Origin of the sequence: Natrinema sp. DC36, assembly GCF_020405225.1 — an archaeon.
In the GTDB taxonomy this organism is placed as follows: Archaea; Halobacteriota; Halobacteria; order Halobacteriales; family Natrialbaceae; genus Natrinema.
Window position 1 is genome coordinate 1 of the sequence record NZ_CP084474.1, and the last position, 17,597, is coordinate 17,597.

Annotated in this window: 14 protein-coding genes and 3 pseudogenes; 9 read left to right on the top strand and 8 right to left on the bottom strand. The window is 53.1% G+C overall.

Features of this window, described 5'->3' with window-relative positions; genetic code table 11:
* The first annotated feature begins 226 nt into the window (after positions 1-226).
* Together LDH74_RS22605 and LDH74_RS22610 are read left to right on the top strand one after the other, a co-directional pair.
* Positions 227-1,138: a ParA family protein gene (locus LDH74_RS22605; RefSeq protein WP_226043015.1), complete on the top strand. Its 912-nt coding sequence runs from the start codon at positions 227-229 to the stop codon at positions 1,136-1,138.
* 14 nt (positions 1,139-1,152) lie between these two features.
* Positions 1,153-1,593, top strand: coding sequence for a hypothetical protein (locus LDH74_RS22610; RefSeq protein ID WP_226043168.1), 441 nt, complete (start codon positions 1,153-1,155; stop codon positions 1,591-1,593).
* 87 nt (positions 1,594-1,680) lie between these two features.
* Here LDH74_RS22610 and LDH74_RS22615 read toward each other — a convergent pair whose 3' ends face one another.
* From LDH74_RS22615 to LDH74_RS22625, 3 genes are all read right to left on the bottom strand, one after another.
* Positions 1,681-2,757, bottom strand: coding sequence for a hypothetical protein (locus LDH74_RS22615; protein WP_226043016.1), 1,077 nt, complete (start codon positions 2,755-2,757; stop codon positions 1,681-1,683).
* Position 2,758: 1 nt separating this feature from the next.
* Positions 2,759-3,853 carry a hypothetical protein gene (locus tag LDH74_RS22620; protein WP_226043017.1) on the bottom strand — a complete coding sequence of 365 codons (1,095 nt, stop codon included), beginning with the start codon at positions 3,851-3,853 and terminating at the stop codon, positions 2,759-2,761.
* A 76-nt stretch (positions 3,854-3,929) separates the two neighbouring features.
* Positions 3,930-5,315 carry a hypothetical protein gene (locus LDH74_RS22625; RefSeq protein ID WP_226043018.1) on the bottom strand — a complete coding sequence of 462 codons (1,386 nt, stop codon included), beginning with the start codon at positions 5,313-5,315 and terminating at the stop codon, positions 3,930-3,932.
* Positions 5,316-5,529: 214 nt separating this feature from the next.
* Between LDH74_RS22625 and LDH74_RS22630 the strand changes: the two are divergent.
* Together LDH74_RS22630 and LDH74_RS22635 are read left to right on the top strand one after the other, a co-directional pair.
* A pseudogene (locus tag LDH74_RS22630) lies at positions 5,530-6,572 on the top strand (Cdc6/Cdc18 family protein).
* A 1,253-nt stretch (positions 6,573-7,825) separates the two neighbouring features.
* Positions 7,826-9,277 carry an AAA family ATPase gene (locus LDH74_RS22635; RefSeq protein WP_226043151.1) on the top strand — a complete coding sequence of 484 codons (1,452 nt, stop codon included), beginning with the start codon at positions 7,826-7,828 and terminating at the stop codon, positions 9,275-9,277.
* 448 nt (positions 9,278-9,725) lie between these two features.
* On the opposite strand, the gene LDH74_RS22640 is transcribed toward LDH74_RS22635, so the two are convergent.
* Positions 9,726-10,049: a hypothetical protein gene (locus tag LDH74_RS22640; protein ID WP_226043019.1), complete on the bottom strand. Its 324-nt coding sequence runs from the start codon at positions 10,047-10,049 to the stop codon at positions 9,726-9,728.
* A 138-nt stretch (positions 10,050-10,187) separates the two neighbouring features.
* Between LDH74_RS22640 and LDH74_RS22645 the strand changes: the two are divergent.
* Positions 10,188-11,107: pseudogene (locus LDH74_RS22645) on the top strand (winged helix DNA-binding protein).
* Positions 11,108-11,214: 107 nt separating this feature from the next.
* Here the strand turns inward: LDH74_RS22645 and LDH74_RS22650 are convergent.
* Positions 11,215-12,044: pseudogene (locus tag LDH74_RS22650) on the bottom strand (hypothetical protein).
* A 292-nt stretch (positions 12,045-12,336) separates the two neighbouring features.
* Entirely contained in the window at positions 12,337-14,190 is a 1,854-nt protein-coding gene (locus LDH74_RS22655; RefSeq protein WP_226043020.1) for a DUF4365 domain-containing protein, read from the bottom strand.
* A 430-nt stretch (positions 14,191-14,620) separates the two neighbouring features.
* On the opposite strand from LDH74_RS22655, the gene LDH74_RS22660 reads away from it, so the two are divergent.
* The 4 genes from LDH74_RS22660 (at position 14,621) to LDH74_RS22675 (ending at position 16,746) form a co-directional block, all read left to right on the top strand.
* Entirely contained in the window at positions 14,621-15,004 is a 384-nt protein-coding gene (locus LDH74_RS22660; RefSeq protein ID WP_226043021.1) for a hypothetical protein, read from the top strand.
* A gap of 224 nt (positions 15,005-15,228) precedes the next feature.
* A complete protein-coding gene (locus LDH74_RS22665; RefSeq protein ID WP_226043022.1) occupies positions 15,229-15,420 on the top strand; it encodes a hypothetical protein in 192 nt (63 codons plus the stop codon).
* Positions 15,421-15,503: 83 nt separating this feature from the next.
* On the top strand, positions 15,504-16,004 hold the full coding sequence (locus LDH74_RS22670) for a hypothetical protein (protein WP_226043023.1): 501 nt from the start codon (positions 15,504-15,506) through the stop codon (positions 16,002-16,004).
* On the top strand, positions 15,970-16,746 hold the full coding sequence (locus LDH74_RS22675; protein ID WP_226043024.1) for an AsnC family transcriptional regulator: 777 nt from the start codon (positions 15,970-15,972) through the stop codon (positions 16,744-16,746). Before LDH74_RS22670 ends, LDH74_RS22675 begins: the two co-directional genes overlap by 35 nt.
* A gap of 78 nt (positions 16,747-16,824) precedes the next feature.
* On the opposite strand, the gene LDH74_RS22680 is transcribed toward LDH74_RS22675, so the two are convergent.
* Together LDH74_RS22680 and LDH74_RS22685 are read right to left on the bottom strand one after the other, a co-directional pair.
* Positions 16,825-17,127, bottom strand: a complete 303-nt coding sequence (locus LDH74_RS22680) for a hypothetical protein (protein ID WP_226043025.1) — start codon at positions 17,125-17,127, stop codon at positions 16,825-16,827.
* Between the two features lie 92 nt (positions 17,128-17,219).
* Positions 17,220-17,495 carry a PadR family transcriptional regulator gene (locus tag LDH74_RS22685; protein WP_226043026.1) on the bottom strand — a complete coding sequence of 92 codons (276 nt, stop codon included), beginning with the start codon at positions 17,493-17,495 and terminating at the stop codon, positions 17,220-17,222.
* Positions 17,496-17,597: the final 102 nt, after the last annotated feature.

The window sequence follows — 17,597 nt, forward strand, 5'->3', positions numbered from 1 at the left end:
AGGAACACCAGACCCGCATCACGAAATTATTGAATCAATGAATCAGTGAAATCCTGACGTTGTGAATCAATGAGTCTGTGAGTCAATGATTCAAAGACAGTTCTCGAAAAGGAGAGAATCATAACCTTCATCCCATCAAACGCCGATATACGACGGAATCGTATTGAGAGAGATACAACTGAGTGTCTGACATGGATTTATGAGTCATTGATTCAATGATCGAACTATGACCGAATCACCACGTGGATGGGGCGTCACACCATCGACTGGCATCCCTACGATCGCCTTCGGCAACCAGAAAGGCGGGACGGGAAAGACAACCGCGACGATCAACAGTGCCGCGGCACTGGCCACTCGCAACCACGATATTCTTGCAATTGATATGGACCCACAAGCCGACATGACGAAAGGGCTTGGACTGGGTCCGGGCGACGACAACGATCCGTCAAGCCCGAAGAACGACCTCCCCAACACACTAGTCACCGATGACGAGAACCTGCTCGACGTACTCGTCGACAATCCGCGCACGCACGATACTAGTCTTTCAGAGATCGTGATCGAAGCCGACGAGTACGACCACCTGAACTTCGACCTGATTCCCAGTCACAAGGACATGGGCCTTGCTCGAGATTGGATGGACGATGCGAATGCTCGTCTCACGCTGAAACTCGCTCTCGAAGAGATGGTTGACGACGGATACAACTACGATTTTATCGTAGTCGATTGCCCTCCCGACCTCTCAGTCCTGACGGATGCGGCGTTCATCGCGGCTCAGAACGTCTTCCTGGCTGCACAAACCCAAGCAACGTCACGGGATGCGCTGGATGACCTGTGGGACCAACTGGAGTCCATCGAGGACAACCAGCAGCTCGAGATTGCTATCGTCGGGCTCCTAGCAAATATGTATCGTGACGACGGTCAGTCGCAAAAGTTCCTCAGCGCATTCGACGAGTCCTTCGCGTCGATGGCACCGATTTTCAAACTCCCAATGCGGGTGGCGATCCAGCGTGCGTGGGACAACGGACGAGATATTTTCGAATGGGAGGACGCGAACGACCAGCAAGTAGAGCGCGATATCTTCCTCGAGGTTGCAGAAACCATGGAACGGGCGTTCGACAAAACGCAGGTGGAGGTGTAAGTATGCCTCGAGGAATGGATGAGCGATTCGAGGATCCTTCAGACGAAGGGGAAGAGGAGGACGCGGTCACAGACGAGGAGACGATGGAGGCGACGTCGGAAGCAGAGAGACAAGATCGCGTATCTGCGGCCGTTACCGAAGATCAATCCGGTCAGCAGAGGGCTGCTGGCACAACGGGTACTGAACCCTCAACTGAGGAGACAGCGAAAACAAATGATGAACCGTTGAACATTCGGGAGGACTGGGACTCGGCCACGATATACGTTGAACCGGAGCAAAGCGAGGATATCGAGGTCACATTCACGCGGCTGAAAAAGCAGTTGAAACGAGAGAACGTCACGCTCGAGAAGAACAAGCACTTCTACCGTGGGATCTTCGAAGTGGCGTTCAACGAGTACCAAGAAGAGACGAAAGAGAAAATTCGCGAACTGGCAAAGGAAGACATCGATCAATGAATCATTGATTCTTGTATTTTAGAATGATCGACTCGGTAAAATAGCAGAATGGCTCTTGATCGATTCCGTTGGGTAGTTCTTGTCTGGTTAGAAATCGTCGAGTGAAGATTGACCATCTCGATCAGTGTCCTCCCCGTACCTGCAGTACCGCTTTATGAGCTTCATCGCCAGTTCGGTGGCTCGCTGGTACTCTTCAGACTTGTCTCCAGACATGTCGATGTCACGAACCAACCCCGTATACATCACATGATACGAGTTGTCGTCACCCTCCGCATACCTCGTGGTGCATAAGAACTCCAGTGTCTGGGTAATCCACTCAACTCGTAGTTCCCCATCAACAATCCGTTCGGTGTTGAGCTTATCAGTTAACCTCTGACAGTCGACGGAGATCTGTTTCTGTTTATTGATTTTCCCCTTCTTCCAATCAATGAAGTCATCTCTCGCCAATTCGGTGGGAAACTCCTTCATCCAGAGAAACGTCGCCAAGTACGACTCCGGCGGTGAGACATTGTAAATCGGCTTTTTCGTCTTCGGACGAAGGAATTCACGCGTCCCCAGCTTGTACGACTGATAATCACCGTCAGGGCCGATCGTTTCATTTAGTGACTCTTCATCCGGGAGTTCGTCCTCCCGAAATTCGTCCTCAAGCGCGGTTTCCCGTTGAAAGATGTAGTGCGCACGCTCATCGTCCATCCCATATCGGAGTAGTACGACGTTGTTCTTGATGTCCAAGTCGTCGCTACTGAGCCGGGTATCCAGAATATTCCCGAACTGGGATGAATAGCTGTCCGGAACGAAGACCACGACATCCATATCGGTTGGAACTACATCCATCCCATCTGCCCGTGTGATGGCAAACCCTGAATCACATTCTGAGAGCATTTCGAGAAGAGACTCCGCAATCTCGGGCGGGTCCAGATGCAAGGTCTTCGGGAGTACCTTAGCAGTCACTCCATAGTCATCGTTAAAGTAAACCGTGAAGTCGGGGGTGTACTCTATCGAATCAGGTGTCGACGCCGGGAACCGGTCGAAGTAATACAGATCGAAGTAAGACTCGTACACTCCGAATACCGTCTCCCATCCGCTGATCACATCGACCGTATCGTTATACGTTCTAAACGTGTGATGGCGGCGGTCGACACAGGTGGTTTCAGAGCTACTCATATTAAGCTACGAAATCCGTCAGGCTATACTCCGGTGCATCACGCAGCGTGAGTGCGCCTTCTTGAAAGTCCTTAGACAGCTGGTTTGCGATTCGCATTAGAGAGTTTACGGAGCCTTTGTACCCTGGAACAATTGACACCGACTTGGATCCCGTGACGTAGATGTCACAGTTCGACCCATCGACGAAGTCTACCACAGAGACATGGGCATAGGGGTTATCATGGTAAACGGTCATCGTGCTTTTGGTGAGATTACTCAGAGCCTCAATCAACTCCTGATTATCCGTAGGTGACGCTAAGACATCAGATTCGAACTCAAGCTCAATCTCATTGATTTCGTTTGTCTCATCACGGTCCCGTTGGGACAGCACCTCAATTTTATCAGCGACAGTTTCGACGAACGCCCCCAGCAGATACCGGCGGAATAGTTCTGGATCCCCACTTTCGATTTTGGTCACCCCTTCACGACTGATGAACCCACTGAAGAATTCATTATCCTGACGCCGTACGTTGAAATTCAACTTATCAACATACCCGTCTTCAAGTTGCCCATCAGTGAACACCTCCTTGTAAGGCCGTGTTCGGAAGGATATGGTTCCTTCCTCACTCCGTGAGTACACAACGGCTTTGCTAACCAGTATTTCAGTGGACAACTCTTGTTCAATCTGACGGAGGATCTGTCTGAGTTCACTTGAATCGGCAAAAAAGTCAGAGATATCGGGTTCGGCCTGGTTGAAGACCCAGCAAAGACCGCGATCGAAGAAATCCGGGGAATACCCCGTTACGGCAGTCCATATTGGGGACTCTCCATGTTGGAATAGTGCGAATGAGCCTTCGATGTCGCGATCACTCCGTTTAATCGTGCGATTCACCTCTACACTGTAGAAATCCTTCTCTTCGGAGACGGTGACTTCTGCTTTGGGGATATAGTCAACTGCGTCCTTAATGACCTCAATGGGGTGCTCCGGCGAGAGAATCGTTTTATACCGCGCTTTGTCCCGTGGGTTTTCATTGATATGGCGGGAGATGAGTTCTTCAAAATCGGCCCAACTCGTGCTCCCGTAATCGAACGCCGATCCGTCTACAAATCCATGCATGCGTCGTGGTCGTCCTGTCACCACATGGATTGGGACTCTTCAAAAGTATTACGAATAAAGAAATAATGGTGATTCGCTATATACAGCGCCGCAACCAGCCGTGAGTATATCCCAAGATGAATCCCACCGTGATCGCTATTACTCCAAATAGAGCGGTCGCACTCTGGGCTGCGAACTCAACCACCAGCTGAAGGAATCGAATCAGTGTCTGCCAGAATCCATCTGGGAGAAACCGAAGGCCGAACTCAACGATTGCAATTATCGCTAAGAGGATAGTCAGGTTCTTGACTTTGCTTTGCAATTGAAGATTCGATTTGGTTGCGTTTGACTGGATTCGATCTTGAACAACAGAAATAAACATCTCCAACTTCGTCTCCACTCGGTTTAGTGTCTCTGATAGAGTCTGGAGTTCAGTTTTCAACTGTCCTACGTAGGTATAGCAATATGAGCGGGTAGTCTCTTGTCCGGCGGGGAAATCAAATATAGTGGCATTGTCCTCGCGCTGATAGTGTCCAACGAGTTGTTCAATTTCGTGGAATTCATCAGCGGTTGCTGACTGCGATTCAACCCAATCCCGCCGTAGTTGTTCTAAGTCTTGCTCCTCGTCACGCAGTGTATGTTCCGAGTCCCCCGAATTTGAATTGGGTAGGTTATACTCGTATAGTTCGTCATCAATATCTGATATTTCTTGCCGCCGCCATTCCAACCAGTGTGATACCAGCAATAATGATGTGATAGCCTTGATGCGAGTATAAGAAAATCCAATCCACCTCATCCAATACTCGATCGAGTTCTCTGCATCTGGTTGGCTCTGATCACGAGTTACGAGAACTGCAAGTGGGAAGTCAACCACTTGGTGTTCCTCAAACGTCAATAGATATGATGGTTCGATGGCGCTAATTTGTCCAGTGGGTTTGAATCCATACGCCTCCAAAGTGCCTCCATTCCCGTTAAATATCCCCGATACCGCAAGAGGATTTTCCGGATTGAATGACTCCCATAAGTCCCCTGTAAGTGATTCCTGTGTTGGTTCAACCAAAATCGAAACAGGAGCAGGACCATCCGGTTGAATTCGACTAGAGCAGAACTCAGAAGCAATCGATTCAAGATCATCAACCCAGTTTTCACGTCGAGTCCGATTCCCCATCGGGTCCCCAACATCCATTTCTGTTTGCTCTGTGGAAGTAAGCGTTCCTATCGTAAGCGTGTGACAGAAATACTCCGGCAGGGGATCGGTGATTAAGAATGTCCGGATTGATTCGAACGAGTCATGTTGAATCTGATCACTCGCATTAGTATAGAGTACTGACTCAGTCTCGATTTCCGTCCCACCGAAGTCCAGCATTTGTGTGTCAACTTCTGTCCGGGTTTCAAAGTTCTCTTGCAGAGATGAATCTACCTGGTCATATTGTCCGTCACGGTAGAAATCATATCGTATTACCCTAACAGAGCTGATCTCCATCTACTAAGAGTTCTATAGAATCATTGTAATGATTCTGTCGCTTTAGCGTCCAATAGAGCCTGTTCTGGAAATTTCCGGAAACGACCAGTTTTTCACAGGCAGAACCACCCGACCACGCACGGTCGCCAACGAAACCCAGAAACGCTGACAGCTTCTTTCCGGAAATGACCAGTCGCGTTTTTAATACCTGATGAAAACAGTCTGTCAGTAACGCATGATTCGCGGTGCTCGCGTCCTCCGCTCCGGGTTCGTCCCTCGGGAAGTTGAGCATCGCGACGCCAAGGTAAACCACCTCTCCAGCGTCCTCGATCCCATCACGAACAGCGAACCCGCCGATACCGCCATCGTCACCGGCCCCAGCGGCGCCGGCAAGACCTGCATCTCGAAGTTCGTCACCGAGCGGCTCCGAGAGGAGGTCCTCGACATCGAGACCACTTACGTCAACTGCTGGCGCAACTACACCCGATTCTGAACGCTCTATCAGATCCTCGACGACCTCGGCGCGACCATCGACATCCATCGCCAATCGACACCTCACGACGAACTCATCGACCGCCTCCAGCAGCACGACGGCCCTCGAACCGTGGTCATTCTGGGCGAGGTCGACCAGCTAGAGGACCAGAGTGTCATCTACAATCTCCATAGCCTGCCACAATTCGCGGTCATATGCATCGCGAACAAGAAAGAGGAGCTGTTCAACCGCGTCGACGACCGCCTCGTGAGCCGCCTGCGCTCCAGCGAACACGTCCAGATGGACAAGTACCACAACGAGCAACTCTACGACATTCTGACTGCTCGTGCGAAGTGGAGGCTTGACGAGGACGTCACCACCGACGACCATGTCTATAAGATAGCTGATAAATACGCCGGCGGCGCCCGTCTCGCAATCGGTATTCTCCGAACGGCAGCCGGCAAGGCCGACCGCGAAAATCGCGAGCGAATCACCGACGACATCCTCCTGGACGCCGCCGAGGATGCCTGGGCCCAAATCAAGCAGAAGAGCCTCGATTCACTCACCCCGTACCAGCGGGTCGTCTACAACATCGTTCGTGACCACGGCCCAGTCGGGCCTAGCGAGATACACGAGCGCTATACCAAGGAGGTTGACGACCTGAGGTTGACGATCCACGGACGAAACGGACGGTCCGAACCTACCTCTCCAAGATGACCCAGTATAACCTCCTCGAGGCGGAGGGAACGAGTCGAGATCGAGAATACTCGCTCGTCGATTCGGCGGCCGCATCGCCGATGCAGTGACGAGGGACTCCGTCACCTATCCGGAGGTGAACTCACCGAGCCCCGATTGCTCGTGGTCCAGCGGCTCGATGACCTGGTGCTCGTAGGACCGCGTCGTCCTCGCCTACGAAGAGATCGACACCTACGACGCATTGTACTACGAAACGCAGCTGGTCCGAGCTGTCGAGAGCATACTGTCTCCTTTTGACTGGAATTAGAACGACATCCGACGCGAGTTCAATGGAACACGTGTAGTTGATATCACGGACTGGGCCTAACGAACCCCCTCCCCCCTTTTTCGAGTTGTAAACTCATGACGACGGGGAGGGGGGTGAACAGGAAGAGGGGCTGCAAAACAGCTGATTGTGGCAGATACACGCGATAGAAGACCTGAACATCCATTCCTCTAACTTGCAACTAGAAAAGCGAAAGTTTATGCCATGCGTCATCTAACCATACCCGTAATGGGGACAAAAGAAATAAATCTTCTAGCCCAGCTAGAAGATTGAGATCTCTGGGTATAGAGAATCTCCTAATCCCGTATATGGTTCCGATCCCGGAGATCACCACGTTTCATCGCCTCTACGTCCTATTTTGTGAATTCCATTCTCACTCCATAGCGTCTGGAGTGGTTTGCACCCGGCGACTTACAACTCGAAAAAGGGGGGAGGGGGTAGAATGTTCGAGAACACCACACGAACTTCACCACCCATCATGTTTGTAAACCGGTATTACTCTCATTCGTGAACTGCTCCTACGAGCGTTGCCCTTTGGCGACAATTCTGGTTCTTACTACTCGAAAACGGGGGGTGTGGGATACACCGTTTCACCCTAAGCATCATTCCAAAATTCAGACGATACAGATTTGCTTCTATATTCAGTGCGACTCACTGTTACTTACAACTCGAAAATGGGGCGGGTGGGAGAATCAGACCAGGTGTGATAACGCTCCTTGAAGTCTTACAACTCGAAAACGGGGGGTTCTGGGTCATCGAGGGAGTTCGACGATAGAGATTCCTGGCGACCCCTTACAACTCGACAACGGTGGGTAATAGATGCCGAAGACGGTATCTGGCTCACTTCGAGAATACGCGGCTGTAGTTGTTAGATAGCCTGTTTTCATCCGGTTACAACTCCACAAGGGTCCACATTTTTATACCCAGAGTCCGAGGGGATTCATAATGGGACGAAAGGGACGTAGAGCGGGTTCGAATCATCCAGAAGGTGAAAAGGATCGCAAATCCTCCTCTGCTGCTCCTGATAATCCCGAGTCGATGGGTGAGGAGATAGATTCTCCCGATACGTCACAGTCGACGTTCGAGGATGGCTCGGAACTCGCCGATTCTTCTCAAGAGGCAACAAACGGTGACGGTGGTGGCATCTCAATCCGGGATCGACTACAAACTGAGTCGTCTGGGGGGGTCTTCGCGAACAAAGACCTCGTTCGGTCAGATACCATCATCGACGAGGATCGTATCGTCGGTCGTGATGACCAACTGGGCCGTGTCGTCGACAATCTGAAACCCATGCTCCAGAACGAAGGCATCCCAGATATGCTTCTGAGTGGTCCCTCTGGAACTGGGAAGTCGCTCATCATTCATGCAGTCTGCAAACAGATCGTCGAACTGTGTGAATCCCAAGGCAAGACCTTCGGGGTCATTTCAATCAACTGCGAGGGGCCGAAGACTGCAGATCGGGCTGTCTATCGGTTAGTTAAAGCTGCTGGCGACGACCTCGGCGTTGATCCTGGTGTTCCCCAAACCGGAGTCTCAACGGATCAGAAGCTGGAGCGACTGTACGAACTGATGCGCGAGTACTATGACGGTGTCATCTTCATTCTCGATGAAATCGATATGCTCGAGGGACCGTATCAGGAAGCAGAGTACAATTCTCTCATCTACCAGCTTTCACGGGCTCGAAAACTCGCCGATTTTGATGGGCCGATCTCACTCACGACTATCACGAATTACGCCGATTTTGATGGGCCGATCTCACTCACGACTATCACGAATTACGCCGATTTCATGAAGGACCTCAACAGCCGCGCACAGAGTTCTTACAATCCTGATGACATCTTCTTCGATGATTACGATGCGAACCAACTCCGTAGTATTCTCCACAACCGACGAGACGCCTTCAAGCCAGAATCACTCGCAGATGACGTCGTTCCGCTTGTTGCCGCGTTCGGATCCCAAACCCATGGTGATGCACGGAAAGCAATTGATCTCCTCAGATGGGCTGGCGAATTAGCCGAGCGGCGTGGAGCTGACACTGTTATCGAGACTGATGTCCGTGAAGCCCAGGAGAAATACACCGAAAATCGCAAACTACGCCATATTAGCGGGATATCCACTCAAAAGAAACTCTCCATCTACGCTGTGGCGGCCACTGCCCACTACGCAAGAGAACATCCTGAGTGGATACCTGCTGGACCTGCGTTCAAGACGTACCAATTCATTGCTGATACGATGGATTCGGATCAGTACAGTCGCGAGACGTTCGTAAATCACGTCACAGAGCAGAGTACGTACGGGGTACTGGACTTCGAGCGTCGAGGCAAGGGGCGAGGCAGAGGGGTGCATATGTATTTCTCCCTCTCCGAGGATCCGGAAACGATCATGGAGACGATTCGTGAGGATTCCCGGTTCGAAGATCTAGCTCACGAAGAGGCGACTATCAGCGCGGTTGTCCGCGAACGGCTGAAGCAGTTCCAGAGCAAGAACTAATCTCGCTCAAATTCCCCCCGCACTTACTACTCGAAAACGGGGGGTGTTCGCGGCCCGGGTGATGCTTACAGCTCGAAAACGGGGGGTGTCATTTGTCGGGGTGTCTCGTTACTACTCGAAAACGGGGGGTGGGTAACCTTAGAGATACGACGTTCTATAGCATATGATGTGCTGTCTCCTCGCCCTCTCCGATTTACAGCTCGAAAACGGGGGGTGGATCCCACGATTTTTTAATCGTCGTCGGTGTCCTCGATGAGGACGTCGTGGAGAAACCTCCTACCGTGCGGGGGCTTCTGCTGTTAAGAGCTTCTCAATCACGGCACCCCTGGTGGTAGACCATTCACACTGAGGGGTGTCGGTAAACCGATCCCATTCACACTCTGAGGGGTGTTGTCTGCTACGAGTCCAATGGTGCTAAAACAAACCTTCGGCTCTGGTTCAATCTCGTCTACTCGTCGGGACTGACGGGGCCTTTATATTGAGATCGGATTTTTTCTCCGTCTCGCCACTGCCAGTAGTAGTAGCGATTGTCGTTGATTTCTTTGATCGTAATCGTCGCCTTTGCAGGGACGTCGTCTGGAAGGTCTTCGGGGCGATCATCGACGTCGTCCTTGTCCGATTCCTCCTCAAGTCGGGTCTTCCGTTCTATGTGTTCGGCTTGCTCCTCAGCGTAGCGGGCTACCTCCCGGAGCTGTTCCGGCGTAGACTCGTTGAGAGTCTCGACTAATTCGGTTGGGAGGCCTGCGGGCGGGGTCGGTGGCTCGTAGGACATCGGCAGTTTCCTCGTATTAACCAACAAGAACCAGCGGCCCATAGTTTTGTTGGTTAAGACACTCGAGATTAACCACTTCCGCATTTTGTAACACTACTCGAAACATCCTTATATACAAGTTTCGTACTATGTTACATCGTGCTTCGGCGTATCGAACTTGAGGTCCTCGCCACCGTTGAACGGGGCGACACGATCTCTGACCTCGCGACAAAACTCGACCACAGCGAGAGTTATCTCTCCCGTGCCGTTATGGACCTTAGGGAGAACGGGCTGGTGTACACGGAACGCGACGGGCGTCGAAAGCGGGTTGTTCCCTCTGACAGCCGAGCCGTCGAAGTTTACCAAGATCTCGTCCGCCAGCACTCTCACATTGATTCCCCAAGCTGTTGACCGGTAAGGCCCTCGAGGTGCTGAACTATCTCGACCAGCCGCGAACCGTTGCCGAAATCGCCGACCTGAGCGGCAACTACCGCAATACGGTCAACCAAGTTCTCAAGCGGTTCCGCGACCGCGGTCTCGTCGGCACGGATGACGGCCGCTACGACTTCAACGGCAACTTCGACCGACTACATGAGTTCGCACGCGAACTGGTTCACCATCTCCATCGACAACGCCTCGAAGCAGTCGCGCCGAACGGGACGATTCTCTGGGAGGACCACGACGAATTTCTCGCTCAGACCGAGTCGGAGATCGACGTTGAGAACTTCCACGAAACTGGGCTCGCCCTGTTCGCGGCCTTCGATCTCCTGTTCCTACTGACTCGCCACCGCTATTACCTTTACTCTGAGGATATGGAGGACCTTTCGCCGGCGGAGCTCTGCTGTCACACCTTGCTGATCGATAACGGCGTTCGCCACCGATCGTACTGTCTTCTCTTGCTCAGCCGCATCGACGTCGACGAGAAAACGCTGCGGGACCGAGCGGCGAAGTACGGACTTGAAGACGAAATTGAAGTCCTGCTCGAGTATCTCGAGACCCACGGTGATGTCGACGATGATCGCTTCCCCGAGTGGGACGAGTTCCAAGAGCTTGCGGCTGAGTATGAAATCGACCAGTGATCGAGTGCTGATAACGAGCCGATTTCGAGGAGTTACGCGTCGTCCGAGCGAGGCACGTTCTTCCGTCCGAATCACCCAACATCAGCCAGGATTGACGGAATCGTTTGTTAAGAAAGAACGTCCAGCTCAGCAGGGAGCCGGCCGTCTGGTCTTGGAACTCGTCCCTGTTTGATCTCGTAGTCGACCCGGCGCATATGCTTGCAACCGCCCTCGGGAGTCCGTTGTTGCCAGTCTGGACAGGTACACGACTTGCCGATGATATCGACGTGTAGCGGTTCCCGGACACGGACGCTACCTCGTACCGGCCGCCTTTCGCGAGCAGCGAGACGTTCATCGGTTCGTCGACAGCGCGTCTGGTTCGTGGCTCGAGAGCATCCTGCTGTGTCGCCTGCTCAGAAACGACCATACGGTCGCGGATATCGCCAGCCTGTCCACCGTCTGGCGCGACAGCGCCGTCAGGGTGCTGAAGATGCTCCTGCAGAAGCTCTTCGACTGGATGACCCTCCGGCCAGAGATAGTGGACTTCACGACGCTGACGATGGTCGTAGGAACCACAGGCGGCAGCATCCCCCTCCCAGATGCTCCACGCACCAAGGGCGGCCATCACGTTGACGATGGCTCGGGGAACCATTGAGTGCTCGTCGGGGTAGAACAGCCAAAACCGCGTGCACTCCTTCCGTGGTGTCACCGTCTCCCACCACTCGACGTCGGAACCCCAGCTGTCGAACATAGATTTGTCCTGCCCATACCCGACCGTCACGTCGTCGGCCTGCGGGAGTCGCTTGGGTATCACCTCTGAATTGCCTTCGAGTATCCGGAGAACAGCATACTGGAGATACTCGTGTGCAGGGGAGTCTGTGGATCGAGCGACCTGGTCGTGATGTTCAGCGACACGCTCCGCCTCTGCCAAAACAGCCTTTAGATACCGATCTATCATGGTTTAGTGGAGGGTGGAATGCGCCTCCGCCCATTCACGGGAGCTAAAAAACTTAACCAACGAGTAGCGGGATCGCCTATCGAGCGTTGGTTAAACAACCGAGAACTCAGTCTTCGAGGACTTCGATGATCTCTTGTGCCGTTCGACTGATTCGTCCGAGACGCTCGCGAACGATCTCCGAGGAATTCTGATTTAAAAGTAGGCGGTGACACCTATTAGAATCCGCAGTACGGGCCGACATCGGAGACAACGACTAATGCTCTCCGAATTAGGAAGCTATAGGAAACATCGTCTATCCAGAATCCTGTGCCCACGGATCTTCACGCTTGTCGAGAAATTCTTCGAGCTGAGGATCTTGTGTCTGCTCCTCCCACCACGACAGATTGGGCTCCCAATCGTCCGGCCGTGGACAGTGATGCTCACAGCCTTCGCAATATTGGTCTATAAACCCATCAAACGCCAGTTCTAGATTCACACTCTCTATCGCTCCACCGTGCTTACACCACACCATTTTCATCCCTAGCGTGTGGAGGCTGAGCCACTGGCCGAGCGGGCTCGTCGATAGCTGGCGGATCCGCAGGTGCTCGCAGTGCCGGAAGTACTCCGTCTGGTCGATATCCTTGACCCCTAGCCGGACCGCATCTACAGTGCGATCCTCGCTATCCGCGTCAAGGTCAATCCCCTGTATCTTCAGCATATCCTTTGCCATCTCTTGGTATTCCGACAGGCTCATCTCCTCCACCTCTTCCTTACTCACCTCTTCCCGTTCGTATGGATCCGGCTGGTCCTCGACATCGTCTAGCAGCTCTTGCAAGAACTCAACGGTATGCTCGTCACCGAGTTCCTCCGCCCCCTTGATCCCGGTTGTGAAGTGTTTTTTCGCTTTCCCCGGTTCCAGCGTAAAATAGTAGTACCGCCCGAGACTCTTTCCGAGCAGCATCTGGATCTCTGGATCATCAACGATATTCAGGATCTGCTCGCACTGCTCAACGAGCGGGTGATCGTGCTTATCCTCGCCCAGCGCAGCCTTGTCCACGATCTGCAGCTGCGTGAGACGCATGATCTGATTAGACATGTAGTCAAGCACGATGGGCAGGCTCACGATGAACTCGTAGAGGTGGTCGCCGTCAACCAGCTGATTCAGCGCATTGTTGATCTTGCCGAAGATATGGATTTTCTCTTCAAGCAACTTGATCAGGGTCTCATTAAAATAATACGCGAAGAACGAATCCGTATCCTCACCCTGGAACTTCAATGACACCAGTATCTCCTCGGTCTTCTCCAGAAGGATGAACAGCTCTGACTGGTGCCTGTGGATCTTGGTATAGTATCCGAGGCCGTCCATGTCCAGATCCTGGGCGAGGTTAATGGCCTTCTCAGAGAGTTCGATGATGGTCACGGCCTCCTCAGGCTCCAGTGAATTGTACGTGTGGGCGAGGCCGACAAGGGCTTTCAGCTTCCCCTCGTCCTTCTTCGGCGCGTTGTAGACCTCGACCAGCGTCTCTCGCGCTTCTTCCGTGTTCCCCTGTTGCATGAGCTCCTGCGACTTGATCAGGGAATGGCCCTTGAAGCTCAGCAGGCTGCTGCTGATCTCCCGATTGAGTTCACCGAGATCTGCGGACGAAAAGTGGATTCCCTCCCCCAGTCCCAGCCCCATATTTTGACGGCGGATGATCCGCTTCTGGCTGGCGACAACGGCGTCCTTGAGGGCGTCCGTATCCTCGAACGTGTTCTGCTTGCTGACGTGGAGACGGTTATACTTCTGTTCCCGCCATCTGGGCGTCTCGTTATCCAATGTATCCCAGATGTAGTCCTGCATCACCTTCCAGTAGAACTGGTCTGCTGCGTCGTCGTACAGCGCCAGTACAACCGGCTGTGATGTTTCCACATACAATTCAAGATCGTCAGTCGCAAGATCGAATGTCGCCCGCTCACCAGTGAACTCTTCGGATGCCTTCAATTGTATGTAGAAATTAATCGACTGCACTTCCTGGTGGGTATCCTCACCCTGTTCTGTCAACGTAATCTGGAAATCGAGCCCAAAATCGTTATCTAACGAATTGACGACAAACTCATTTAACCGGGAGAGCAGTTCTCCTCGAGAAGCTTGTTCGAGTTGCTGGTTACTGCTTCTCTTCTTCGCCACTGGTAGATCAGTTGTTGCCGATTCCTTAAAAACCTCTGTGCAACTGGAACTCTAGTATCGAAGACACTCACCGGACTCCATCGGTTCCCAAGTCGAGGGCGTCGGGGCCCCATAGCTCAAATCTACGTGCGACCAACTGTTCCTCATCTGTATGTTCGAGGATCTCGACAAGGAAACGTTCGAGTAGACACTCGCCGCTCCCGTGCCCAGGCTCGACAGAGACGATACTACCATCACTACCTCGACCATAAGATATGGGGCCAGCTCCACGCCGGTCGTCACGATCCCGACTCCCAGCACACCGACGCATACGAGACCGTCCGGCAAGCCGTCGATGACGGCGACGCCATCTGCCCCTACTCCATCGCCCGCTTCATGGAAACCGACGCACACCACGACGATACGTTCAATCGGGGAGCTCTACGAGTTGATGATCGACCTCTCCAACAACTTCTGTATGCGGAACTACTTCGACGCCATCGGTACCGAAATCATGGCGTATATCTTCAGGCACGTTGACCTGCTCCCCAAGATCGACCCTGCCGATCAGATCTTCAGCCGTGGCCTCGTTGAACCTCATGGCCACCCTCGGATCACCAGCGATGGCAGCCCCATCGAGGGCGAGTGGAAGGTCCACAAAGTCCTCCGATCGGAGCAGGTAACCCGGCATATGATTCAGTCCGACGACTTCTTCGACAACATCTCGGAGCTCCGTGACGAAGCGGAACGCGCAGAGTACGTCGAGACGCTGGAATCCATTCGACAGGGGCCGAGGACATCGCCGACACCGACAAGGAACGCCGCGTACAGCTGATCATCGAAAGCTTCCGAAACGACGTACTTCCCGGCCTCATCCACACTGTAGAACGGTTCCCCATCGACATCGACATAATTTCCATCATCGCCCGCGACACCGCCTTCAGTGGGTTCGACGGCTTCTTCAACCAGTTCCCCACCTACTACACCCACCTCGACCTCATCCTCGGCCGAGACTTCCACCGACACCGTGATATTGAGGCCAACGACCTCGAGGATATTATGGCCCTTGCGGTTGCCATCCCCTACACCGATGTCGTTGTCACTGAGGAGTTCTTCGCCGGCGTCGCCTACCAGCAGGATCTTCCCAAACGGTTACTCACGGAAAATCACCATCTCGGTGAACTCGATTTAGAGCCCTCGCCTCTCCGGGAGCGCGAAAAACCACTCGTAGCGGAACAGCGGCAGATGTAAGCTGCTGCCCTGCAGGCCATGCTTGATACGTTCGAGGGGTGGTACTGATGCAATTACTGAGCATGTGATTGTAGGAGGATCAAGTGGGGGGAACTTCGAACTTAAATGAAGTGTTGGACATTTTACCCAAATCGATAGACTGCGGCCGATTTTGGAAAATAGGGAACCCTATGGGGTATGCGGGAGTATTTTGTCATATGGCTGGCGACCGGACGCACTCGACACCACCCACCGAGATTGCTCGCCACCAGTTAGCGCTGTTCGAGTCAATATCGGAAGATGACAGAGAGCGAATCATCCATCTGTTCGATGCCCTCGAAATCGATATCGTTCGAGAGCTTTGCGTCCCGTCAGGACTCGAGACCGATTCGCTAGACGAGCTCGCAACCTCGATCAGTATTTCGGCCGCGATTCAAGGGAAATACGGTGTGTTTGCCTCGTACCGACAGCTGTTCGAGTCTCGCGAGGAAAAGCGTCGCACCGCACTCACACCGACTGTTGATGCAGATGACCAGCTGGGGACGCTCATCGGCTCTGTCGTCGTTCGCAGTGAGGACGTCCACCGACTTTCACCGATATCTTGAGGACACACTCGAGAGGCCAGCAGCGGTCGCTGATGACACTCCCGAATTCGCTGTCTACGTCTCCCTCTTGACGGTCGATCGAACGGCCTACGCGATGGCTGCAACGCGGATCCTGCAGGCCAAGAACCTCCGACCGACTCGAGACAACATTTCGCTACTACAGGCGGTAGCCAGCTCTCCGTACGCTGCTGCTCGAGCACTCCAGCAACTCGCCGGCGAAGACGAGAGCCGAGAGCTCCGGCCGGACGAACTCCGCTACGCGTTGGGAACACTCGAACCCAAGCAGTTGCTCGCCGATCTTCCACCGACAGTTGGCCGAATCGCTCAGACGCTTCTCATAGCCGAAAGCCGCCTGTCACAGCGTAACCTTGCCGACCGAGCGGGCGTCTCAGCACGGACCATCCAGAACTATCGCAACCGGCTCGAGGCGTTCGATTTCATCCGTATTGACGAGACTGGATATCGTCTGGCATTATCGTCCCAGACTACTTCCGAACGCCGCGATTCAGTTGTTCCAACTGTCCTTGAGGAGAACCAGACGCTCCTTGACGCCGCCGACGCCCTTCTCGAGACAATCCTTCCGCCAGAGCGATACAGTGATCCCGACGACCCACTAGGCAGCGTACTGTTCTGGCCGCCGGATCCCCAGCGATTACTCAATCATCTGTCGGTCGGGCCGTGGCTGCGATTAGCAGCCGCGCTCACAGCAACAGGATCTACCGGGAACAACCAGGCCGTGTAGATGGGCCCACCGCTCGAGCAGCAAGCGCTTTTGCATACAACTCCATAGGATTTAGTGAATCGAGCTCGCGTTGCCAGTCTAGCTGTTCTTCCGGCTGGGGACGCCGTAATCGATGTGGACTTCTGGTGTGCTCGGTGATTCGGATGCAATGGTTCCGTTCCAATCGAGAACATGCACGTTCGCCAGTTCTCCAGAAAACCGGAACCGTTGGACTCCGGTTTCGATCGTCCCCTCGACAGCATGTTCCGAGACCACTGTGGATTTCTCGAACGGGTCAGCCTCAACTGGTTCGATACCACCATCGACGCTAATTTCGTAGTTGGATGGCACTCCACGACCGATTATTGTAACGATATTTGTCATCGTTCTCTCACTTGGCATACAGTGGTAGACTTAATTTTGCCAGTATAAGCCTTCTCATTGGCAAAACGGTCGGAATTTCCAACGCTCTCGAACGAACGGATATGGATGCACTACAACTCGACGTACTGATCTTCCCACTCTCGTCTATCTTGGATCGCTTGCTCTCCTGTGTCGCTGATCGCATAATAGTTCGTCCGTCGGTCGAGTTCGCCCTTCTCGACCAACTCCTTGTTGACAAGCGTGTCGAGGTTTGGGTACAGCCGGCCGTGATTGATTTCACTCTCATAGTACTCCTCTATCTCCTCCTTGACATCTTGGCCGGATGGGCGGTCGGCGCCTGCTATCACGTACAGGAGGTCTCGTTGGAAGCCGGTGAGGTCATCCATATTACGAGAGTATTCAACGATGCAGCATTTGACTTCTTTCCACGGAGAATTGTATGTCTTCGCACTGTGAAAGTAGAATATCGCGATCTGTTTGATAGGTTT

Bases quoted from the DNA above. Each gene is read 5' to 3' on its own strand.
- LDH74_RS22620 (WP_226043017.1), bottom strand. From the start codon at position 3,853: ATGCATGGATTTGTAGACGGATCGGCGTTCGATTACGGGAGCACGAGT.
- LDH74_RS22625 (WP_226043018.1), bottom strand. From the start codon at position 5,315: ATGGAGATCAGCTCTGTTAGGGTAATACGATATGATTTCTACCGTGAC.
- LDH74_RS22615 (WP_226043016.1), bottom strand. From the start codon at position 2,757: ATGAGTAGCTCTGAAACCACCTGTGTCGACCGCCGCCATCACACGTTT.
- LDH74_RS22665 (WP_226043022.1), top strand. From the start codon at position 15,229: ATGGCCCTTGCGGTTGCCATCCCCTACACCGATGTCGTTGTCACTGAG.
- LDH74_RS22610 (WP_226043168.1), top strand. From the start codon at position 1,153: ATGGATGAGCGATTCGAGGATCCTTCAGACGAAGGGGAAGAGGAGGAC.
- LDH74_RS22660 (WP_226043021.1), top strand. From the start codon at position 14,621: ATGATCGACCTCTCCAACAACTTCTGTATGCGGAACTACTTCGACGCC.
- LDH74_RS22635 (WP_226043151.1), top strand. From the start codon at position 7,826: ATGGGTGAGGAGATAGATTCTCCCGATACGTCACAGTCGACGTTCGAG.
- LDH74_RS22680 (WP_226043025.1), bottom strand. From the start codon at position 17,127: ATGCCAAGTGAGAGAACGATGACAAATATCGTTACAATAATCGGTCGT.
- LDH74_RS22640 (WP_226043019.1), bottom strand. From the start codon at position 10,049: ATGTCCTACGAGCCACCGACCCCGCCCGCAGGCCTCCCAACCGAATTA.
- LDH74_RS22685 (WP_226043026.1), bottom strand. From the start codon at position 17,495: ATGGATGACCTCACCGGCTTCCAACGAGACCTCCTGTACGTGATAGCA.
- LDH74_RS22605 (WP_226043015.1), top strand. From the start codon at position 227: ATGACCGAATCACCACGTGGATGGGGCGTCACACCATCGACTGGCATC.